This window comes from Streptomyces diastatochromogenes, from assembly GCF_002242805.1.
GTDB lineage: Bacteria > Actinomycetota > Actinomycetes > Streptomycetales > Streptomycetaceae > Streptomyces > Streptomyces diastatochromogenes.
This window is the reverse complement of record NZ_MCGQ01000055.1, coordinates 48,687-69,926: the sequence shown is the minus strand read 5'-3', so window position 1 is coordinate 69,926 and position 21,240 is coordinate 48,687. Positions and strand designations below refer to the sequence as shown.

Genomic DNA, 21,240 nt, shown 5'->3' with positions numbered 1-21,240 from the left:
CGTAGAACACGGGCCATGAGAAGACGGATAGTCATGTCCATGCTCGCCGGGGCGACCCTCCTGGCGGGCACGTTCTTCGGTACCGGGGTCACGGCCGCTCAAGCCGCGCCCCGGGCCGCCACCGACGTTCCGGCCGAGTTCGGCACCGACTGGCACGACCCGGTGACCGCCGCCCCGCCCGTCGACCGTCCGCACACCAAAGCCTGCCAGGTCACCCTGGCCGAGGCCCAGTTCCGTGACTTCACCCCCTACCGGGGCGCGTACACACCGCCGAAGGGCTGTGGCGACCGCTGGAGCAAGGTCGTCCTGCGCCTCGACGGCAAGGTGAAGGGACGCCAGTACGACCGCCTCGGCTATCTGCACGTCGGCGGGGTCGAGATCCTGCGCACCTCGACGCCCGAGCCGTCACCGGACGGCATCGAGTGGCACGTGGAGAAGGACGTCACCCGTTACAGCGACACCTTCCGCGGCCCGCAGGACGTCGAGATGCTCATCGGAAACGTCGTGGACGACAGCTACACCGGCGTCATCGACGTCAAGGTGACGCTCACCTTCTACACGGGCCGCGCCGAGACGCCCGCGCCCGACCGGGTCCTCACCCTCGCCGACACGCCCGACGGCACGACCCTCACCACCCCGCGCAACAGCGAGCGCATCGTCGCCGAGGTGTACGCCACCGGATCCGGCGGCGGCTGCGAGGAGTTCTGGTACCTGACGGTGGCCGACCCGGCGTCGTACTCCTGCAAGGCCGACCACGGGCCGTACCGCGAGGTGCAGATCAAGGTCGACGGGCAACTCGCCGGAATCGCCGCACCGTTCCCGAACGTGTGGACCGGTGGCTGGTCCAACCCCTTCCTCTGGTACGTCATCCCGGGCCCGGGCGCCTTCGACGTCAGGCCGATCGAGTACGACCTGACGCCCTTCGCCGGACTCCTGAACGACGGCCGCCCGCACCGCGTCGAGGTCTCCGTCGTGGGCGTGCCCGCGGGGCAGTCCGGCTGGAGCGCCCCCGTGAACGTCCTGGTCTGGCAGGACGCCCACCGCGCCCACGTCACCGGTGCCCTCACCGCCGACCGGGCGAGCGACATCGCCAACTCCTCGACCTACACGCCCGGTGCGGAGAACCGCGTCGACACCGAGGCCGGCCACCGGCTTACCGTCTCCGGGTACCTGAACACCTCGCACGGCCGCGTGACCACCACCGTCACCCGCGCGCTCGCGAACACCTCCGCGCACCGCTGGACCGACGGCGAGAACACGGACGGGCTGGACGCGACCTGGACGGACGACGAGACGGTGAGCGTGCACGGGCAGGGAGCCGCGCGAACGACGCACACGCGCCGGACGTACACCATGAACGGCGCCACGACCCTCGGCGCGGACGACCGGCTGCGCACCGTGCTGACCCTCGGCGACCGGGCGACGGCCGTGGAGCGGCAGGGCGGCCGGCGCACCGCGTGGTCGCGGTTCGACGACACCTACAGCGGCGACGCGACGTACACGATCAACGTCCCACGCGACCAGCGGCGTGCGGTCGGCACGTCGAGCGAGCGCTACCGCCTCTCCGGCTCGGACGGGTGCTACGACCGTTCACTGACCTCGGTTCAAGGGGTGTTGACGGAGGATCGCAGCCGTTGCTGAGGCCTGAGGTGTGGAGTGCGGTACTCGCGGCGTGATTTACACGGCTGTCACACGGGTGTCTCGGGCGTGATCAACGGCCCCTCCAGAGTGATCGACACGGAAGCCGCTTTCCGTATCGCAGAAGTCCCGTTCGGCTTCTGCGAGTCGACGTCCCCTCTAGGAGTGCCCGTGCCGCAGTCCGTACCGTCGCTGCCGCGACGCGTCGCACGCATACTGCGAACCTCCCTCTTCGCGCAGGTCGCCTGCGCGCTCGTGCTCGGCATCGTCGTCGGGAAGCTGTGGCCGGACTCGGCCACGGCTTTCCAGCCGCTCGGCGACGGTTTCGTGCGCCTGATCAAGGCGGTGATCTCGCCGCTGGTGTTCTGCGTGGTCGTCGTCGGCATCGCCAAGGCCGGTGACCTGAAGGCGTTCGGCCGGATCGGGCTCAAGGCGCTGATCTGGTTCGAGGTCGCCTCCACGGTGGCGCTGTTGCTCGGCCTGGTCGCCGCCAACGTGGTCGGACCCGGTTCCGGCATGCACGTCGATCCGGCGAAGCTCGACGCCTCGGCGCTCGACCAGCAGACCCAGGGCGGATCGCTGCCGTCCACCACCGAGTTCGTCCTCAACGCGCTGCCCAACAGTTTCGTCGGCGCCTTCGCGGACAACGCGCTGCTCCAGGTCCTGGTGCTGGCCTGCCTGGTGGGCGCCGCCCTGCTCCACCTCGGCCACACCAAGGTGCCGAAGATCCTGCCCGCGATCGAGCAGGCGCAGGAGGTCGTCTTCGCGGTCGTCGGCTTCGTCATGCGGCTCGCCCCGCTGGCCGTGTTCGGCGCGATGGTCCATCTGGTGGGGCAGTACGGCCTGGGTGTCATCAAGACCTATGGCAAGCTCATCGTCCTGTGCTACGCCGTCGCGGCCCTGTTCCTCGTGCTGCTCGCCGTCGCGCTGCGGCTGGTCAGCGGGCTGAGCCTGTGGAAGTTCGTGCGCTACACCCGCGAGGAGCTGCTGCTCGCGCTCGGCACCGCCTCCAGTGAGACCGTGATGCCGCGCATGATGCAGAAGCTGCGCCAGGCGGGCTGCCGGGACGACGCCGTGGGGCTGGTGCTGCCCACGGGCTACTCCTTCAACCTCGACGGCGCCTCGATCTACCTCTCGATCGGCACCCTGTTCATCGCGCAGGCCGTGGGCGTCGACCTCAGCCTCGGCCAGCAGATCACGGTCGTGCTCGTGCTCATGCTGACCAGCAAGGGCATGGCGGGCGTGCCCGGTTCGGCTTTCCTCGCGCTGTCCGCGACCGCGAGTTCGCTCGGCGTGATCCCGGCCGGGGCGGTCGCCCTGCTGCTCGGCGTCGACCGGATCATGGACTCGATGCGGGTCACCACGAACCTGCTGGGCAACTGCGTCGCCGTCTTCGCGGTGTCGCGCTGGGAGGGCGCGCTGGACACCGTACGGGCGAAGAAGGTGCTGGACGGCGAGATCGCGTTCGTACCCGAGCAGGCGACGGAGGCCGACGCCGCCGCGCCGGTGCAGGACGCCGCCGTGCCGGTGCCGTCCGTCAAGGAGCCCGCCCCCGAGGCCGGCTGACCCCTATCCGCAGCGCACGCGGCCCCCGCTCCGACCTCATGGAGCGGGGGCCGCGGCCGTTCAGCAGCGCTTGGCCACCTCTCCGTCGATCAGGGTGTCCAGCAGGACGCCCAGCACCTGGCGCTCCTTCTCTGTCAGCGGCGCGAGGATCTCCTCGGCGGCCGACCGGCGGGCGCCGCGCAACTCGCGCAGTGTCTCCCGGCCCTCGTCCGTCAGCTCGATGCGGGTCACGCGCCGGTTCGTCGGGTCCGGGACCCGCCGCACATAGCCGTTCGCCTCCAGCCCGTCGACCAGCGTCGTCACCGCCCGCGGCACCACCTCCAGGCGCTCGGCGAGGTCGGCCATGCGCGGGGGCGAGCCGTAGTGCGCGAGGGTGCGCAGGAGTCGGGACTGGGCCGGTGTGACGCCCAGGTCGCGCCGCTCCAGATGGCGTTTCTGGATGCGGTGCACCCGGCGGGTGAGCCGCAGCAACTGCTCGGCGAGCAGGCCCTCGGGATCTGGGGTGGTCATGCGGGAACAATATCAGGATGCCGTTCATTGTGAGTATAGGTAACAATGAGCTACGATCCGTCAGTCATCGTCGCCCGCACCCTGTGCCGGCGCCCGTTCACCTCCGTAGGAGCCCATGCACCCCGACCGTGAACCGTCCTGGACCCCGCCTGCCGACGCGAAAGAGCAGCCCCGGCAGGTGCGCCGCATCCTGAAACTCTTCCGCCCCTACCGCGGGCGGCTTGCGATCGTCGGCCTTCTGGTCGGCGCCTCCTCGCTGGTCTCGGTGGCCACACCGTTCCTCCTGAAGGAGACCCTCGACGTCGCGATCCCCGACGGCCGCACCGGCCTGCTGAGCCTGCTCGCGCTCGGCATGATCCTCAGCGCCGTCCTCTCCAGTGTCTTCGGCGTGCTCCAGACGCTGATCTCGACCACCGTCGGCCAGCGTGTCATGCACGACCTGCGCACCGCCGTCTACGGCCGCCTCCAGCGCATGTCGCTCGCCTTCTTCACCCGCACCCGCACCGGCGAGGTGCAGTCCCGCATCGCCAACGACATCGGCGGCATGCAGGCCACCGTCACCTCCACCGCCACCTCCCTCGTCTCCAACGCCACCAGCGTGGTCGCCACGATCGTCGCGATGATCGCCCTCGACTGGCGCCTGACGGTCGTCTCCCTCCTCCTGCTGCCGGTGTTCGTGTGGATCAGCCGCCGGGTCGGCAACGAACGCAAGAAGATCACCACCCAGCGCCAGAAGCAGATGGCCGCGATGGCAGCCACGGTCACCGAGTCGCTCTCCGTGAGCGGCATCCTGCTCGGCCGCACGATGGGCCGCTCCGACTCGCTGACCTCGTCCTTCGCCGAGGAGTCCGAGCAACTGGTCGACCTGGAGGTGAGGGCGAACATGGCCGGGCGCTGGCGCATGGCCGTGATCACCATAGTCATGGCCGCGATGCCCGCCGTCATCTACTGGACCGCGGGACTCGCCCTCCAGCTCGGCGGCCCGCAGGTCTCGCTCGGCACCATCGTCGCCTTCGTCTCCCTCCAGCAGGGCCTGTTCCGCCCGGCCGTGAGCCTGCTGGCGACCGGCGTCCAGATCCAGACCTCCCTCGCGCTCTTCCAGCGCATCTTCGAGTACCTGGACCTGCCCATCGACATCACCGAACGCGAGCAGCCGGTCCACCTCGACACGATCAAGGGCGAGGTCCGCTTCGAGGAGGTCGAGTTCCGCTACGACGGCAAGGGCGGCCCCGTCCTCGACAGCATCGACATCACCGTCCCGGCAGGCGGCAGTCTGGCGGTGGTCGGTCCGACCGGCGCCGGCAAGTCCACCCTCGGCTACCTGGTGCCCCGGCTCTACGACGTCACCGGCGGCCGGGTCACCGTCGACGGCGTCGACGTACGCGACCTCGACTTCGACACCCTCGCCCGCGCGGTCGGCGTCGTCTCGCAGGAGACGTACCTCTTCCATGCCTCGGTCGCCGACAACCTCCGCTTCGCCAAGCCGGACGCCACGGACGAGGAGCTGCACGCGGCGGCCCGGGCCGCCCAGATCCACGACCACATAGCCGCGCTGCCCGACGGCTACGACACGGTCGTCGGCGAACGCGGACACCGCTTCTCCGGCGGCGAGAAGCAGCGCCTGGCGATAGCCCGCACCATCCTGCGCGACCCGCCGGTCCTCATCCTCGACGAGGCCACCAGCGCCCTGGACAACCGCACCGAAGCCGCGGTGCAGGACGCCATCGACGCCCTGTCGGCCAACCGGACGACCCTCACCATCGCCCACCGCCTGTCCACCGTCCGCGGTGCCGACCAGATCGTCGTCCTGGACTCCGGCCAGGTCGCCGAACGGGGCACGCACGAGGAACTGCTGGAGCTGGACGGGCGCTATGCGGCCCTGGTGCGCCGGGACGCCCAGCTGGAGCCGACGGGCTGACGCGCAACCGTAGCCGACAAGCTGACGATATGTCGGCTTTGAAGCGATATACGTATTAACGTGCCCATATGCAGATGAACACTCCGCGACGGAGCACGATGCGACTGACGCGCCGGGGCAAGCTCCTCCTCGTCGTGACCGGCGCCGCCCTGGCCGGCACCGCCGCCGTGGCGGTGCCGCTGCTGACTCGGGAGGCCGCTCACGAGCAGGCGAAGCCCCCCATGCTGGTCATTCCGGAGGGCTGGCGCGCGAACCAGATCTACGACGCCGTCGACCGCGCCCTCAAGCTGCCTCTGGGCAGCACCCGGAAGTCCCTCGGCAAGGCCAGCCTGGCGTTGCCGAGCGAGTCCCAGGGCAACCCCGAGGGCTACCTCTTCCCGGCGACCTATCCCGTCGAGAAAGGCGCCACCCCCGAATCGCTGCTGCGGTTCATGGTCGACACCGCCAACAAGAAGTTCAACGGCGCGCCGGTCGCGGCCGGGGCGCAGCGCAACGCCGTGAGGGTCTACCAGGCCGTCACCATCGCCAGCATCGTCCAGGCCGAGGCCGCCACCAAGGCCGACATGGGGCGGGTGGCCCGGGTCGTCTTCAACCGGTTGCAGCGGGGCATGCCGCTGCAGATGGACTCCACCATCAACTACGCGCTGAACCGCAACACCGTGCACACCAGCATGGACGACACCCGCATGGAGAGCCCGTACAACTCCTACCAGCGCATGGGGCTGCCGCCCACGCCGATCGACAACCCCGGCGAGGACGCGATGCGTGCCGCGATCAACCCGCCGCCCGGCGACTGGCTGTACTTCGTCACGATCAGGCCGGGCGACACCCGCTTCACCGCCGACTACTCCGAGCACCTGCGCAACGTGGCCGCGTTCAACGCGGCGCACCCGGCATCGGGACAGCCCCAGCAGCCCAGCGGGAGCCCGCAGCAGCTCCCGGTCACACAGCCGCCCCGCTGAGCCGGCGGGGCGTCACGCGGCGACCGGCTCGCCCCGCTCGCCGGCCAGCAGCCGCCTGATGTCCCGTGCGGCCGCGCGTCCGGCCCGGTTGGCGCCGATGGTGCTGGCCGAGGGGCCGTAGCCGACGAGGTGGATGCGCGGATCGGTGACCGCGCGGGTCCCCTCGACCCGGATGCCGCCGCCCGGTTCGCGCAGCCGCAGCGGGGTGAGGTGATCGAGTGCGGCCCGGAAGCCGGTTGCCCAGAGGATGACGTCGGCGGACACGTGCCGACCGTCGTTCCACTCCACCCCGTCGGGGGTGATCCGGTCGAACATCGGCTGCCGGTCCAGGACCCCGTCGGCCAGGCCCTGCCGGACGGCGTCGTTGAGCGGAAGTCCGGTGACGGAGACCACACTCCTCGGTGGCAGGCCCTGTCGTACCCGCTCCTCCACCAGGGCCACCGCCGACCGGCCCGCCTCCTGGTCGAAGGGGCCCTCGCGGAAGACGGGGGGCCGCCGGGTGACCCAGGTGGTGGCGGCCGCGTACGGGGCCAGCTCCAGCAGGTGCTGGGTGCCGGACGCCCCGCCGCCGACGACCACGACCCGCTTCCCGGCGAACTCCTCGGGCCCGGCGTACTGCGCGGTGTGCAACTGCCGTCCGCGGAAGGTCTCCTGGCCGGGGTAGCGCGGCCAGAACGGCCGGTCCCAGGTGCCGGTCGCGTTGATGAGCGCCCGCGTGGACCAGTTGCCGTCCGAGGTCTCCACGAGCAGCCGCCCGTCGTCCCCCTCGCGCACGGCGCGGACGTCGACGGGGCGCCGTACCCGCAGGTCGAAGGTGCGCTCGTACCGGTCGAAGTACGCGCGGATCACCTCCGCCGAAGGCCGGGCCGGATCGGCGTCCGTCAGCTCCATGCCGGGCAGCGAGTGCATCCCGTGCACCTTGCCGTACGTCAGCGACGGCCACCGGAACTGCCAGGCGCCGCCCGGGCCGGGGGAGCGGTCCAGGACCACGAAGTCGCGGTCCGGCTCGAAGCCGGTGCGCCGCAGGTGATAGGCGCTGGACAGACCAGCCTGTCCAGCGCCTATGACGACTACCTCGACCTCGCGCATATCGTTCACGGTTCCACTAACAGCGAGGCGGTCGTGGATCTTCCCGAGCGCGGGTCGGCGCCTCCCCCTCAGCTCTTGGCCGGCGTCGTCGACGGCGGCAGGTCGCCGTTGAACCGTGTGTCCACGAAGCCGCCGAAGTCCACCTTCTTCGGGATGAGCTTCAGCTCGGTGAAGGTGTCGGCGATCTGCTGTTCGGAGGCGACGAGCTGCTTGTCGACGGCGACCGGGACCCGGGTGGAGTTGGTGCGCTTCACCGAGGCCAGCGCCACCTCGTAGGGCAGCCCGGTCTCCTTCGCCCACACCTTGGCCCACTCCTCCTGGTGGTCGTACACCCAGGTCTGCGCGCGCCGCAGCCGTGCCAGGTAGTCCTTGACGGCGGCGACCTTCTTCGGGTCCCGCAGCGCGGAGGGCGCGGCCACCTGGAAGGTGAGCCCGTTGGTGATGCCGTCACCGGTGGTGAGCACCCTGCCCTGCTTGGCGCCCAGGATCTGGGAGGTGTATGGGTCCCAGACCGCCCATGCGTCGACCTTGCCGGAGGTGAACGCGGCGAGCGCGTCGGCCGGCTGCAGGTACTTGACCTTGACATCACTCAGGGCGAGCCCGGCCGCCTTGAGGGAGGCGACCAGCTGGTAGTGCGCGGAGGAGCCCTGTGCCACCGCGATCGACCTGCCCTTGAGCTGAGCGGGCCCGGTCAGCTTCGAGCCGTTCGGCACGAGGATGGCGTCGCCCTTGGACGTGCCGTGCCAGGCGGCCACCACCGAGATCTTCGAGCCGGCGCCGGCCGCGAAGACGGGCGGGGTGTTGCCGACACCGCCGATGTCGACGGCCTTGGCGTTGACGGCCTCCAGCAGCGGCGGGCCGGAGGTGAACGTAGACCACTTGATCTTGTAGTCAAGGTTCTTCAGCTCACCGGCGGCCCTCAGGATGGCCTCCGAACCGCCCTTCTGGTCACCGACGTCGAGCGTGACGGAACCCTTGCCGTCGGTGTCGGTGCCCGTGTCGGCGGACGAGTTCCCGCCGCAGGCGGTGAGCAGCAGCGAGAAGGGGAAGAGCAGTGCGGCGGGGACGAGACGTCGTCGCATGACGGTTCCGTTCATGTGCAGGGGAGGAGGGGGAAGGGAGAGTGCGGGTTCAGGCGGCTTCGGAGGCCGTGTCGACCCCGAGTCGCTCCAGCAGACGGGCGCAGAGTCCGGCGAACCGGGGGTCGGCGATGTCGCGCGGCCGGTCGAGGCCGACGCGCTCTTCGTGGGCGATACGGCCGCTGTCCATCACCAGGACGCGGTCGGCGAGCAGTACGGCCTCCTCGACGTCGTGCGTCACCAGCAGCACGGCGCAGCCGCGGCGCTGCCACAACTCGCCGACCAGCCGCTGCGCCTTGATCCGGGTGAGCGCGTCGAGGGCGCCGAACGGCTCGTCGAGCAGCAGCAGATCGGGCTCGCGCACCAGGGCGCGGGCGAGGGAGGCGCGCTGCGCCTCGCCGCCGGAGAGGGTCTTAGGCCAGGCGTCGATGCGATGGCCGAGGCCGACCTCGTCCAACGCCCGTTCGGCCACCGCGCGTTCGGGCCTGCCGGGCAGGCCGAGCAGCACGTTGCGCCACACCTTCTTCCAGGGCATCAGCCGGGGCGCCTGGAAGGCGACGGCCCGGCGGCGGGAGACGAGGGCGGTGCCCTCGATGTCCCGGTCGAGGCCGGCGAGAATGCGCAACAGCGTGGATTTTCCGCAGCCACTGCGGCCGAGCAGGGCGACGAACTCGCCCGGCGCGATGTCGAGTCGGAGGTCGTCGATGACGGCACGGCCGTCGAAGGAGCGGGTCAGCCCCTCGACATGCACAGCCCTGGCGGAACGGTTCGCCGTGGGAGTCACCGGCCGGTGAACGTCGGTCGCCATTGCAGCAGCAGCCTTTCGAGGGAGCGGACGATGAAGTCGGCGAGCAGGCCGAGGAAGGCGTAGACGATCAGGCAGACCACGATCACGTCGGTGCGCAGGAAGTCCCGCGCCTGCACCATCAGGAAGCCGATGCCGGCATCGGCGTTGACCTGCTCGGCGAAGACCAGGGCCAGCCAGGCGATGCCGAGCGAGTAGCGCAGCCCGGTGAGCGCGCCGGGCAGCGCGCCCGGGAGCACCACATGGCGTACCAGGCCCCAGCGGGACAGCCCCAACGACTCACCGGCCTCGATGAGTTGGGCATCGACGCCGCGGATGCCGGCGTACACGTTGAGGTAAAGGGGGAAGGTCACGCCGAGCGTGATGATGGCGATCTTCGGGGCCTCGCCGATGCCGAACCAGATGATGAACAGCGGGATGAGACCGACGAACGGCACCGTCCGCAGCATCTGCACCGGCGCGTCCACCAGGTCCTCGCCGATCCTGAACAGCCCCGAGACCAGGGCCAGTCCGGTGCCGATCACGGTGCCGAACAGCAGCCCGGCCGCGACCCGCTGCAGTGAGGTGCCCATGGCCGAGGGCAGTGAACCGTCGGCGACCAGATCCCAGCCGACCTGGGCGATCCGTCCCGGCGAGGCGAGGACGTCGGAGGCCAACATTCCTGTTCCGCTGAGGAGTTGCCAGAGGGCCAGCAGCAGGAGCGGACCGGCTGTGCGGCGCAGCCAGCGGGGGACGCGGGTTCGGCGGGTGGAGGCGGGGACGAGGGGCTGAAGGTCCGGGGCGGAGTGCTCGGGCTGACCCGGTCCGGTCTCGACAGATTTGGATATACCGGAAATATCAGGTTCGGGTGAGCTGGGTGGGGCATGGCTGATGCTCATGGATGCTCCACGGCGGAGGGAGGGCGGGGGGATGCGGCCCGGTACCGCCGCGTCACGCCCGCCTCAGGGGCGGATCACGGGTGACGTGCGGGTACGGCGGCAGGCCGCGCCGAAGCGGGGAAGGGGGGAGGAGAAGGGCGTCAGCGGCCGCGGCGACACGCGGCGGAAGCCACCCGCAGCAGGTCGATGTGACCGCGCGTGGTGAGCAGGGCTGAACGCAACATGCGGCCGAACGTAGCCAGCCGGGCGCTCCATGGTCAACGGTGTCTCGCCCTGTGGACCTGTCGTATCAGGGAACGGTCGCGCCACGACGTGTGAAACCCGGCGGATGGGTCAGGATGGGGGCATGTCAGATGCCTTCACCACTCGGATGCTGAACGTCGCCACCGGTTCCCGGGAGCGGGTCGTCGACCTGACCGCCGACTGCGAGGAGTTCCTGCGCGAGGCGGCGGGCGGCCGTGACGGTTTGCTCAACATCTTTGTGCCCCACGCGACTGCCGGCATCGCCGTGATCGAGACGGGCGCCGGCAGTGACGACGACCTCCTGGCCGCCCTGCACACCCTGCTCCCCGCCGACGACCGCTGGCAGCACCGGCACGGCAGCGCGGGTCATGGGCGTGACCATGTCCTGCCCGCGATCGTCCCGCCGCACGCGACCCTTCCGGTCATCGGCGGGCAACTGGAGCTGGGCACCTGGCAGTCGGTGTGCCTCGTGGACACCAATAAAGACAATGCCAACCGTCAGGTTCGACTGAGCTTCCTGGGCTGAGCAAGATCGTCCTGGGTGTGGCTGCCGAATCTCCGTACCTTGTGGCTTCCCGGGCTGCCATGTCCTCTGCACGCGCAACCTGGCCGGGACGTCCGCGACCGCGAGAGCGACGTTCGCCCGCGACATCTCCTGCCGTACTCACGCGGTGTCGGCCTCTGAGAGGTCCCGGTCGATGAAGCGCATGACTGCGAACCGCAGGGTCTTCGCAAACAGTCGCGGCCCGCATGAGTCGCAGTCGCGTTCCTCTCGATCGGAGGGGAAGGTCAATACCCTTTAGGCCTGCAATGCTTGAATACGCTATAAGAGTGGTGTGGCGCATGTAAAAGACATATGCGAGCATCAAGGATTGTATGGCGTAGCTCTTGCGGGGTCTGATGTCCAAAAATGACACAACACATTTTGGGCCAGCCCCTGAGGGGAGCGGGCAGTGGTGCAGGCAAGTCTTGACAAGACGGCCCACGTGCTGGGGATCGACATCGGCGGAACGGGTATCAAGGGAGCGCCGGTCGACCTCGAGCTCGGCAGTCTCATCGGTGAGCGGGTCCGGATCCCGACCCCGCATCCGGCGACCCCGGGGGCAGTCACGGACGTGGTTGTGCAGGTGCTCTCCCGGATCGGCGTCCCAGGACCAGTCGGGTTGACGCTCCCGGCAGTCATCCGGGGCGGCAAAGTCCAGACGACGTCCCATATCGACCCGGCCTGGATGGAGACGGACGCGGCCCAGCTCTTCGCGCGAGCGACCGGCCGTGACGTGAGGGTGGTGAACGACGCGGACGCGGCCGGGATCGCCGAGATGCGCTTCGGCGCCGGCAAGGGACGCAAGGGCGTCGTCGTGATGGTGACGCTCGGCACCGGTATAGGCAGCGCCGTCTTCTCCGACGGGTTCCTGGTGCCCAACAGCGAGCTGGGGCACCTGCCGCTGCACCACGAGGATGCCGAGGACTGGGCCGCGGAGTCCGTGCGAGAGCACGACGACCTGTCCTGGAAGAAATGGGCGCACCGTCTGCAGACGTATCTCGAGCTCATCCAGCGGCTGCTGTGGCCCGACCTGATTGTCATCGGCGGCGGCGTCAGCAAGAAGGCCGACAAGTTCCTGCCGTACATCGAGCTCAGGACCGAGATCGTACCGGCGCAGCTGTTGAACGATGCGGGCATTGTCGGCGCGGCGCTCTTCGCTCCGGCAGGGAAAGCTCAACCCTAGTCTGCCGCTTTCGACAAGAGCGCAGGGGCAGCACCTTCAGGGAGGCTCGCGTTGAGCAACAACGACCTGGAAACACTTTCCGTCAACACGATCCGCACTCTGTGCATGGACGCCATCCAGGCGGCCAACTCCGGACATCCGGGGACGCCGATGGGGATCGCCCCGGTCGCGTACACGCTCTGGCAACACTTCCTGCGCTTCGACCCGACCGACCCGATCTGGCCCAACCGCGACCGCTTCGTGCTGTCGGAAGGACACGCCTCCGCGTTGCTCTGGTCGCTGCTCCACCTCACCGGCGTGCAGGCTGTCGACCCCGACTACGAGGTCCTCGACCGACCCGCCGTGACCCTCGACGACCTCAGGACGTTCCGCCAGCTAGGCTCGCGCTGCCCCGGGCACCCGGAGTACCGGTGGACCAGCGGTGTGGAGACCACGACCGGCCCGCTCGGCCAGGGCGTTGCGACCTCGGTCGGGATGGCGATCGCCGGGCAGTGGCTCGCCGCCCGGTACAACCTCGACGACTTCACCGTCTTCGACTTCGACGTGTACGCGATGGCAGGCGACGGCTGCATGATGGAGGGGATCTCCTCGGAGGCTGCCTCGCTCGCGGCTCACCAGCGGCTGTCGAACCTCTGCTGGATCTACGACTCCAACCGGGTGACGATCGAGGGCCACACCGACATCGCGTTCACCGAGGATGTGGCGGCCCGGTTCATCGGCTACGGCTGGAACGTCACCACCGTGGCCGACGCCAACGACCTCGACGCCGTGGCCCGCGCGCTGCACACCTTCAAGTCCGAGAACGAACGCCCGACGCTCATCGTGGTGCACAGCCACATCGGCTACGGGTCACCGGTCGAGGACACCCCGAAGGCGCACGGCGCGCCGTTCGGCGTGGAGGGCGTCAAGTCGACCAAGCGATTCCTCGGGATGCCGGAAGACGAGGACTTCTTCGTTCCCGACGGCGTCTACGAGCACCTCGCCGCAGGCATCGGCGCGCGCGGTCGCGAAGCCCGGACGAGCTGGGAGGCTCGAATCGAGGCCTACCGGACCACCCATCCCGAGCTCGCCGACGAGCTGGGGCGCATCCAGCGACGTGACCTGCCGGAAGGCTGGGAGTCGGCGCTGCCGACCTTCCCGGCCGACCCCAAGGGCATCGCCGGCCGTGACTCCAGCGGTCAGGTGCTCAACGCGCTTGCCCAAGCCGTGCCGTGGATGCTTGGCGGGTCGGCGGACCTTTCGCCGTCGACCAAGACCGACCTCACGTTCTCCGGCGCCGGCGACTTCCAGGCCGATGACCGCTCGGGGCGCAACCTCCATTTCGGGATCCGCGAGCACGCCGCCACCGCGATCACGAACGGGATGGCGCTGACCAAACTGCGCCCCTACTGGTCGGGGTTCCTGATCTTCTCGGACTACGCACGCGGCGCGATCCGGCTTTCAGCGCTGATGGAGATCCCGGTCGTGCACATCTTCACCCACGACTCGATCGGGGTCGGCGAGGACGGTCCCACCCATCAGCCGGTCGAGCAGCTCGCGTCGCTGCGCGCGATGCCGGGGCTGCTGGTGTTCCGCCCGGCCGACGCGAACGAGGTGGTCGAGACCTGGCGGGTCGTCGCCGCGCTCAGGCACGAGCCGGCCGTGCTGGTCCTTTCCCGTCAGGCACTGCCGACCCTCGACCGCTCCGAGATGGGGGCCGCATCCGGGGTGGCCAGGGGAGCCTATGTTCTGGTCGACGCGGCCGACGGCAAGCCCGACGTCATCCTGCTCGCCACCGGGTCGGAGGTGCAACTCGCGCTCGCGGCCCGTGACGAGCTCGCCGCCGAGGGCCTCGCGGCTCGCGTGGTCAGCATGCCCTGTTGGGAATTGTTCGACCGCCAGCCCAAGGAATACCGCGACCTGGTCATCCCGCCCGGGGTCAGGGCCCGGGTAGCCATCGAGCAGGCGGCGACCCTCGGCTGGGACCGTTACGTCGGCGACGGAGGCGCGGTCGTCGGCATGCACACGTTCGGGGCCTCGGCGCCGCTCAAGATGCTGCTGACCAAATTCGGTTTCACTCCCGAGAAGGTCACACAGGTAGCCCGCGAGTGCGTGACCGCCGGTAGGGAGCAGGCGTGAACGTAACCCAGGCGCTCCATGAGCAGGGCCAGAGCATCTGGCCGGACAACATCGTCGGCATGGCGATCGGCTCCGGTGACCACGACGACGCGATCCGCACGAAGGCGGCGGGCGGGCGCAACCGCATACTCAAGGACCAGGAGGCGCCACATGGCGACAGACAAGCCCATGCAGCTCGGGATGATCGGGCTCGGCCGGATGGGGGCGAACCTGGTGCGTCGGCTGATGCGAGACGGCCACCGTTGTGTCGTGTCCGACGTCAACGCGGCCGCCGTCGCCGAACTGGCCGGCGAGGGCGCGACGGGCGCAGACTCACCCCGGGACTTCGTCGCGAAACTGGACAAGCCACGGGCCGTATGGCTCATGCTTCCGGCAGCGATCGTCGACTCCATCCTCGACCAGCTCGAGCCGTTGCTGGAGCCCGGCGACATCCTGATCGACGGCGGCAATTCCTACTACCGCGACGACATCGCACGCGCCAAGCGTCTTGCCGGCAAGTCGCTGCACTATGTTGACTGCGGGACCAGCGGTGGTGTCTGGGGCCTGGAGCGCGGCTACTGCCTGATGATCGGCGGCGAGGACGAGGTCGTGGCCCATCTGGACCCGATCTTCAAGACGATCGCTCCCGGCGAGGGCTGCGCCGAGCCGACGCCGAGCCGGACCCGGACCGACGGCACCGCCCCGCAGGGGTACCTGCACTGCGGGCCGAACGGCGCCGGGCACTTCGTGAAGATGGTCCACAACGGGGTCGAGTACGGGATGATGGCCGCGATCGCCGAGGGCCTCAGCATCATCAAGCGCGCGGACGTCGGAAAAAGCAGGCAAGAGGTCGACGCGGAGACGACGCCTCTGCGCGATGCGTGGGCCTACCAATACGACATCGACGTCGGAGAGGTGGCCGAGGTCTGGCGACGCGGCTCGGTCGTCGGCTCGTGGCTGGTTGACCTGATCGCCGACGCCTTCGCCGGCTCACCCTCCCTCGACGGCTTCGCCGGGCGGGTCTCCGACTCCGGGGAAGGCCGCTGGACCGTCCTCGCCGCGGTGGACGAAGGCGTCCCTGCACCGGTCATCACCACCTCGCTCTACGAGCGCTTCGAGTCCAGGCAGGCCGGGGAGTTCACCGACAAGATCCTCTCGGCGATGCGCTCGGAGTTCGGCGGGCACGCCGAAAAGAAGGGCTGAGGGCTGTGCATCACGAACTGCAGGTCGTCGCCGGCCCTATTGCCGTGCCAGCCCCGTAAGGGGGATCAGATGGCTGTGAACTCGTCGAACGTTCCCGCAGACGTGCTGGTCATTTTCGGGATTACCGGCGACCTTGCGCGAAAGATGACGTTTCGCTCGCTCTATCGGCTTGAGCGGCGCAAGTTGCTGACCTGCCCGATCGTCGGAGTGGCGCGCGACGGCTGGTCCGACGACGCGCTGCGTGACCATGCCCGCGCGGCGATCAAGGCAGCGGGTGAGCCGCTCGACGACAGCGTCTTCGCCCGGTTCGCCGCCCGACTCAGCTATGTGCAGGGCGATTACGCCGACGAGGAGACGTTTCATCGCCTCGCCCGGGCGGTCAACGGCAGGCGGCGCCCCGTCTTCTACCTGGAGATCCCGCCGTCGCTGTTCGCCCGGGTCGTCGGAGGCCTGGCAGGCGCCGGGCTGACCAGGGGCGCCCGGGTTGTCGTGGAGAAACCATTCGGGCATGACCTCGCGTCGGCGCGCGCCCTCAACGCCGAGCTGCGTCAACTCCTCGACGAGGATCAGTTGCTGAGAATCGACCACTTCCTCGGCAAAGAGCCGGCGATGGACATCCTGTTCCTGCGGTTCGCCAACTCCGTGTTCGAGCCGGTGTGGAACCGCGACCACGTCTCCTGCGTGCAGATCACCATGGCAGAGGACTTCGGGGTCGAGGACCGCGGCCACTTCTACGACCCGGTCGGCGCGCTCCGCGACGTCGTGCAGAACCATCTGCTGCAGCTGCTCGCCCTGGTGGCGTCCGAGCCGCCGTCAGCCGCCGATGCGGACGCCCTCCGAGACCGCCGGGTCGATGTGTTCCGGGCGATCCCCGACGCCGACCCGGCCCACTACGTCCGCGGGCAGTACGAGGGGTACCTGCAGGTCCCTGGCGTGCGGCCGAGCTCGCGCACCGAGACCTTCGTCGGGTTGCGGCTGGAGGTCGAGAACTGGCGCTGGTCCGGGGTGCCGTTCTTCATCCGGGCCGGCAAGTCGCTCCCCGAGCGAGTGACCGAGATCCGGATCATGTTCAAGCGCCCGCCGAGGCTTGCGTTCGCGGAGCGGTTCGCACCTGAGCCCGACCAGTGGATCCTGCGGATCGATCCGAGCCCTGGCATGAACTTCCGCATCCAGGCCAAGCGGCCGGGCAAGCAGGACACGCAGCTGGTGGACCTCGACCTCCTCTTCGCGGCCGAGCTGGGTGAGGCACCCGAACCGTACGAGCGCCTGCTCAGTGATGCAATGCAAGGCAACGCGAGTCTTTTCACCCGGGAGGACTCGGTGGAGGAGACATGGCGAATCGTTCAGCCACTGCTGGAGGTGCCCGACGACCCCGAGCGCTACCGGCAGGGGACCTGGGGACCGGCGGGCGCGAGCAAGCTCGTCGCCGGATATCCGCGATGGCACGAACCATGGCTGTCGACGAGGTCTCCCGACTGACACAGCCGCTTGGTGGTGGGCGCCGCCGTCGCACCGACCGGGCGACTTCGCATCCCGTCGCCCCGACTCTGCTTTCAGCAGGTCGGAGGCGGGTCTCTCATCCGTGAGAGGGAGGCCTTCGGTGCGTCCGGGGCTGCTGTAACCGGCCCGCGAGCTTCCCCGGCAGGGCGTCCCGGTTCGCTGGAGTGAGCTGGAGACCTCGATGTCGGCGCGTCGCTTGAGGGCGTCGGCGAACGGATCGCGGTGCGTGTGGACCGTGGCGACGACGTCGACCTCTGCGCGGGCGCCGGACTGCCGGATCTCCTCCGTGGTGAAGCCGGTGGCCGCGTGGGTGGGCAGCAGCGCGGCGAGCCGACGCAGGGCGGCCGCTTTGCCCGCGCCGGAGCGGCCCTCCAGCAGGATCCGGTGAGGCCGAGCGCGGAGACCATCATGGCGATGGGCGAGGGCTGGGTGGTCACCTGCCCGTGGGGGAGCGGAACGGGCGTGTCCCGGTATGCGGATGCCACCTCGTCCGCGGGGACGAATGCCGCCCGGGGGATGGTCCGTACAGCCTCCAGGAGACGGGCGTCGGTCACGCTTGCGGCGTGGGCGGCGCGGACCAGGTCCTCGGGGGTTCCTCTCATGGGCCATCGGACTGCGGGGCCGTGGTGGTGGCGCCGGCGGCCCCCGGTCCTGGTGAGTTCCAGAAGCCGCGCGGCGTGATCGTGCAGCGTCAGCGCCGTACGGCGGACCGTCGTCTGCTCCACGGAGTGCCGCAACGGGTTGACCACCGCCGGCAGGCCTACCGCCCAGGCCTTGGGCGGGGTGATCGGAACGTCGGTCTCCTCCGCGCGCGCCGCTCCTGCTCCTGTCCGTGCGCCCCACCCGCCGCTCGTACGACGCACTGCCGCTCCAGCCCGGTGTCGGCACGTTCCGCGCGCGGCGCGATCCGGGGCGGTCGGGAGCAAGGGGCGACCTGTGACCCGGGAGGCGCAGCGCGTCGGCGTCAGGACGTGGTTCCCGGGTCGGCGTACCGCAGCAGGGCGCCCACGCCCTCGTACAGCCTCAGCTCGCTCTCCGGTACGACGACCAGCTCGGCACCGGTGCCGACGAGGGCCCGGACGAGGGCCTCGTCGGCGCGTTCCTCGCGCGGGGCCCGCACGCCGAAGGACATCAGCTCCGCCTCGATCAGGGCGAGTTGAGTGGGTTGGGAGCCCGCCCAGAGCCGCAGCGAAGACCCTGGTGGTCGGTTCAGCAGCAGTGCCGCGACCTGCCCGCGCTGGAGGGCGGCGACGGTGGTGGCCAGCCCCTCCGTCATGGGTCCGTCCAGGGCACGCCGGCCGATGAAGATGTCCACGAGTTCCCGGTCGTGCGCGGCCATGCGGCCGCGGAAGACGCCGTCGAGCTGCGGCTCCAACAGGGCGCGTCCGGTGTCGGTGGGGGTCCTGCCGCCCACGCGTACGACCTTGTCCCGCAGGGTGTGCGGCAGGCGGCGGATCAGTACGTTGCACGCCCACTCGTCCCCGCCCACGACAACGGCGTCGGCATGGGCGCGCCGAGCCCGTTCGTCCAGTTGGTGGCCGAGCCCGAGGGAGGTGCGGTGCCAGGTCGCCACCGTGACGTGGCGGTGCAGCCGCTCGCCCGGGGTGACGGTGGACGCGGGCCAGGTGCCGGTCTCCGCCTCCACAGTTACCCAGCCGTGGGCCTCGGCGGTCGGAAGGCCGCCGTAGTGGACGACTACGGCCATGTAGGGGATCTCCGGAAGGTGCTGGGTGATCAGGGGCATCGCGTCCGGCAGGGTGCTGTAGCGCGCTGAGTCGTGCTCGGGCGGCCTGGGCAGCTCCCCCTCCAGGACGAGCGTCCCGTGGGCGGCGAAGACGGCCTGCCCGTGCATCCCCGGCACCTCTGTGTCGGCGCCGACCACCTCCTCCAGCACGTTCAGCAGTGCTCGGTCCGAGCCCTGACGCGACAGACTCTCGCGAAGCCGCCGCCAGCGCAGCGCGATCGCCCGCTCGGGATGCTCGACGTTTCGGGAGGTGTCCAGGTACACGGAGGCGAACGGGCCCGGCTCCGCGTACAGGGGTTCAAGGAACGACAACCTCATCGCCACTCCTCGTCGATGGTCTGCCCTCCTTTGATGATGCGCGCCCCGGGGGCGATGGAGCTCGACGAGCGCAAAGTGTGCGGAACGCGGGGCGGTCAGGCGCGGGCCGGCAGCAGCCGGCCCCTCATGAGCATGGTGGCGGCGACCAGGCCGCACAGCACCGTGCCGTGGATCACCCATGGGAGCTCCGGCAGGCCTGTCTACAGGGTCGGGGTTGTCTTGGCGGAGGTTGGTGGACACGAACAGGGACAATCCCTCAGGAGTCCCGGCCCGCAGCCTCGCACTCGCGCTACTTGCCACCCAGCGCAGCCACCAGCTGCGGCAGGTTGCCGCCGGCCACGATGAGGGCCAGGTGATCGTGGAAATCCCTGCTGCTGACGATCAGGCCGTCGCGGACCCGCAGCACCTGGATGTTGGCGACCTCGAAGTTCCGCTCGGTCACCCGGTGGTGCACCTGGTAGGTCCATTCGGCGACGATCACCTCCGGGTCGTCGGTCTCCCGGATCACCACATTCGTCGAGCTCAGCTCCACGGGCGAACTCACGGAGACCTCCGCGAACCGCTCCTGCAGTACGGCCCGCCCCTCGAACCGGCGCGGCCCGACCGGCTCGAACACGGTCTCCACCACGGCGTCCTCGGCGTAGAGCTCGGCCAGCTCCGAGAACCGCCCCTCGGTGATGCCCTTGAGCAGCTTCTGGAAGACCTCGCGCGGTGACAGCGTTTCGGACATGATCAACCCCCGGCCGGATCCGTCGCTAGAATCGGACTAGCGACTCCGGTTTCAAACGATACGGACTGACGACTCCGGTTGTCCAGGGTGACTCTGCCGTCGGCGGGAAGGGTGGGAGGGATGAGCGGCGCTCAGGAACGCCCGCTGCGGGCGGACGCGGCCCGTAACCGGGCCAGGCTGCTGGACGTCGCCACGCAGGTGTTCACCACCCGTGGCGTCGGCGTGCCGACCGAGGAGATCGCCCGGTCCGCCGGGGTCGGGGTCGGCACGCTCTTCCGGCACTTCCCGACCAAGGAGGCGCTGCTGGAGGCGGTGATGGTGCGCAGGCTGGAGGCGATTGCCGCCCAGACCGCGCGGCTGGCCGCCGAGTCCGAGCCCGCCGAGGCCTTCTTCGGCTGCTTCCGCCTGGTGATCGACCAGTCCGAGGGAAAGAACGAGTTCGCCCAGGCGCTCGCCGCTGCCGGGGTGGACGCGCACGCGGCCCTGCAGGAGTCCAGCAAGGTGATCCAGGCGCAGCTCGCCGAGCTCCTGGCCGGCGCGCAACAGGCCGGCGCGGTCCGCTCGGAGTTGGGCCTGCCGGAGCTCATCGCCCTGCTGGTCGGCACCAGTACGACGATGGAGTACCTCGGAGCCGACCCGGCGGCCCGGCAGCGGATCTTCGAGGTGGTCTTCGACGGGCTGCGGCCGCGCTGAGCCCGTCACCGGGGGCTTCGTGCAACAGGTGGCCCCTGCCGTGCTTGCGGAGCAGGCGGAAACGGCTCGGGGTTATCCGAGCCGAGAGCGCGATTGACTTTCCACGGGTGACGAAAGGGTCGTGGCCGCGAGTGAAAGTAGTGCGGATGTGTGTACCGTGCTAAACTTGTTAGTAGTTGCAGTTGTGGTTCCCGAAACTTCAAGTGCCCGGGCGATCGTATATCGTCGGGCATTTCTGTATCTCCGGTGCTTATCCGGACGGGGTTCATTGTGGCAACAGGGCTCACACGGTGTGGGCCCGCGGGCACTGCCCCCAAGGAGATATGACATGGCTACTGGCACCGTCAAGTGGTTCAACGCGGAAAAGGGCTTCGGCTTCATCGAGCAGGACGGTGGCGGCCCGGACGTCTTCGCCCACTACTCGAACATCGCCACCCAGGGCTTCCGTGAGCTCCAGGAAGGCCAGAAGGTGAGCTTCGACGTCGTGCAGGGCCAGAAGGGTCCGCAGGCGGAGAACATCACTCCCGCCTGACGACGAAG

Annotated in this window: 20 protein-coding genes; 11 read left to right on the top strand and 9 right to left on the bottom strand. The window is 69.6% G+C overall.

Annotated features, from left to right (window positions below):
- The first annotated feature begins 15 nt into the window (after positions 1 to 15).
- Positions 16 to 1,641, top strand: coding sequence for a peptide-N4-asparagine amidase (locus tag BEK98_RS43235; protein WP_244202228.1), 1,626 nt, complete (start codon positions 16 to 18; stop codon positions 1,639 to 1,641).
- A gap of 168 nt (positions 1,642 to 1,809) precedes the next feature.
- Entirely contained in the window at positions 1,810 to 3,204 is a 1,395-nt protein-coding gene (locus tag BEK98_RS43230) for a cation:dicarboxylate symporter family transporter (RefSeq protein ID WP_094222312.1), read from the top strand.
- Between the two features lie 60 nt (positions 3,205 to 3,264).
- Here the strand turns inward: BEK98_RS43230 and BEK98_RS43225 are convergent, their stop codons facing one another.
- Positions 3,265 to 3,714, bottom strand: a complete 450-nt coding sequence (locus tag BEK98_RS43225; RefSeq protein ID WP_094222311.1) for a MarR family winged helix-turn-helix transcriptional regulator — start codon at positions 3,712 to 3,714, stop codon at positions 3,265 to 3,267.
- A 115-nt stretch (positions 3,715 to 3,829) separates the two neighbouring features.
- Between BEK98_RS43225 and BEK98_RS43220 the strand changes: the two genes are divergently transcribed.
- Together BEK98_RS43220 and mltG are read left to right on the top strand one after the other, a co-directional pair.
- Positions 3,830 to 5,632 (top strand): ABC transporter ATP-binding protein, encoded by a 1,803-nt coding sequence (locus tag BEK98_RS43220; protein ID WP_094222310.1) that lies wholly within the window; start codon positions 3,830 to 3,832, stop codon positions 5,630 to 5,632.
- 68 nt (positions 5,633 to 5,700) lie between these two features.
- The gene (mltG, locus tag BEK98_RS43215) at positions 5,701 to 6,594 is read left to right on the top strand and encodes an endolytic transglycosylase MltG (RefSeq protein WP_094222309.1); all 894 of its coding nucleotides are present in this window, start codon (positions 5,701 to 5,703) and stop codon (positions 6,592 to 6,594) included.
- 12 nt (positions 6,595 to 6,606) lie between these two features.
- On the opposite strand, the gene BEK98_RS43210 is transcribed toward mltG, so the two are convergent.
- The 5 genes from BEK98_RS43210 to BEK98_RS51465 all read right to left on the bottom strand — a co-directional run bounded on the left by BEK98_RS43210 (position 6,607) and on the right by BEK98_RS51465 (position 10,669).
- On the bottom strand, positions 6,607 to 7,692 hold the full coding sequence (locus tag BEK98_RS43210) for an NAD(P)-binding domain-containing protein (protein ID WP_094222308.1): 1,086 nt from the start codon (positions 7,690 to 7,692) through the stop codon (positions 6,607 to 6,609).
- A 59-nt stretch (positions 7,693 to 7,751) separates the two neighbouring features.
- Positions 7,752 to 8,765, bottom strand: a complete 1,014-nt coding sequence (locus BEK98_RS43205) for an ABC transporter substrate-binding protein (protein WP_208643392.1) — start codon at positions 8,763 to 8,765, stop codon at positions 7,752 to 7,754.
- 49 nt (positions 8,766 to 8,814) lie between these two features.
- Positions 8,815 to 9,570: an ABC transporter ATP-binding protein gene (locus BEK98_RS43200; RefSeq protein ID WP_094222306.1), complete on the bottom strand. Its 756-nt coding sequence runs from the start codon at positions 9,568 to 9,570 to the stop codon at positions 8,815 to 8,817.
- Positions 9,543 to 10,445 (bottom strand): ABC transporter permease, encoded by a 903-nt coding sequence (locus tag BEK98_RS43195; RefSeq protein WP_094222305.1) that lies wholly within the window; start codon positions 10,443 to 10,445, stop codon positions 9,543 to 9,545. Before BEK98_RS43195 ends, BEK98_RS43200 begins: the two co-directional genes overlap by 28 nt.
- A gap of 140 nt (positions 10,446 to 10,585) precedes the next feature.
- Positions 10,586 to 10,669 carry a putative leader peptide gene (locus BEK98_RS51465; RefSeq protein ID WP_313884353.1) on the bottom strand — a complete coding sequence of 28 codons (84 nt, stop codon included), beginning with the start codon at positions 10,667 to 10,669 and terminating at the stop codon, positions 10,586 to 10,588.
- Positions 10,670 to 10,791: 122 nt separating this feature from the next.
- On the opposite strand from BEK98_RS51465, the gene BEK98_RS43190 reads away from it, so the two are divergent.
- The 5 genes from BEK98_RS43190 to zwf all read left to right on the top strand — a co-directional run bounded on the left by BEK98_RS43190 (position 10,792) and on the right by zwf (position 17,194).
- Complete coding sequence (locus BEK98_RS43190; RefSeq protein ID WP_094222304.1) at positions 10,792 to 11,214, top strand: secondary thiamine-phosphate synthase enzyme YjbQ; 423 nt, start codon at positions 10,792 to 10,794, stop codon at positions 11,212 to 11,214.
- A 427-nt stretch (positions 11,215 to 11,641) separates the two neighbouring features.
- Positions 11,642 to 12,415 (top strand): polyphosphate--glucose phosphotransferase, encoded by a 774-nt coding sequence (ppgK, locus tag BEK98_RS43185; RefSeq protein ID WP_094222303.1) that lies wholly within the window; start codon positions 11,642 to 11,644, stop codon positions 12,413 to 12,415.
- Positions 12,416 to 12,466: 51 nt separating this feature from the next.
- Positions 12,467 to 14,533, top strand: a complete 2,067-nt coding sequence (gene tkt, locus BEK98_RS43180; protein WP_094222302.1) for a transketolase — start codon at positions 12,467 to 12,469, stop codon at positions 14,531 to 14,533.
- A 150-nt stretch (positions 14,534 to 14,683) separates the two neighbouring features.
- On the top strand, positions 14,684 to 15,715 hold the full coding sequence (gnd, locus tag BEK98_RS43175; protein ID WP_094222301.1) for a phosphogluconate dehydrogenase (NAD(+)-dependent, decarboxylating): 1,032 nt from the start codon (positions 14,684 to 14,686) through the stop codon (positions 15,713 to 15,715).
- 69 nt (positions 15,716 to 15,784) lie between these two features.
- Positions 15,785 to 17,194, top strand: a complete 1,410-nt coding sequence (gene zwf / locus BEK98_RS43170; protein ID WP_094222300.1) for a glucose-6-phosphate dehydrogenase — start codon at positions 15,785 to 15,787, stop codon at positions 17,192 to 17,194.
- Positions 17,195 to 17,268: 74 nt separating this feature from the next.
- Here the strand turns inward: zwf and BEK98_RS50460 are convergent, their stop codons facing one another.
- The 3 genes from BEK98_RS50460 to BEK98_RS43155 form a co-directional block, all read right to left on the bottom strand.
- Positions 17,269 to 17,817, bottom strand: coding sequence for a hypothetical protein (locus tag BEK98_RS50460; RefSeq protein ID WP_244202229.1), 549 nt, complete (start codon positions 17,815 to 17,817; stop codon positions 17,269 to 17,271).
- A 362-nt stretch (positions 17,818 to 18,179) separates the two neighbouring features.
- Entirely contained in the window at positions 18,180 to 19,277 is a 1,098-nt protein-coding gene (locus tag BEK98_RS43160) for a baeRF2 domain-containing protein (RefSeq protein ID WP_094222299.1), read from the bottom strand.
- Positions 19,278 to 19,566: 289 nt separating this feature from the next.
- Positions 19,567 to 20,007, bottom strand: a complete 441-nt coding sequence (locus BEK98_RS43155) for a nuclear transport factor 2 family protein (protein WP_143684241.1) — start codon at positions 20,005 to 20,007, stop codon at positions 19,567 to 19,569.
- 120 nt (positions 20,008 to 20,127) lie between these two features.
- Here BEK98_RS43155 and BEK98_RS43150 point away from each other — a divergent pair, with 120 nt between their 5' ends.
- The gene (locus BEK98_RS43150; RefSeq protein ID WP_094222297.1) at positions 20,128 to 20,700 is read left to right on the top strand and encodes a TetR/AcrR family transcriptional regulator; all 573 of its coding nucleotides are present in this window, start codon (positions 20,128 to 20,130) and stop codon (positions 20,698 to 20,700) included.
- A gap of 328 nt (positions 20,701 to 21,028) precedes the next feature.
- Entirely contained in the window at positions 21,029 to 21,232 is a 204-nt protein-coding gene (locus BEK98_RS43145) for a cold-shock protein (RefSeq protein WP_094222296.1), read from the top strand.
- The last annotated feature ends 8 nt before the right edge of the window (positions 21,233 to 21,240 follow it).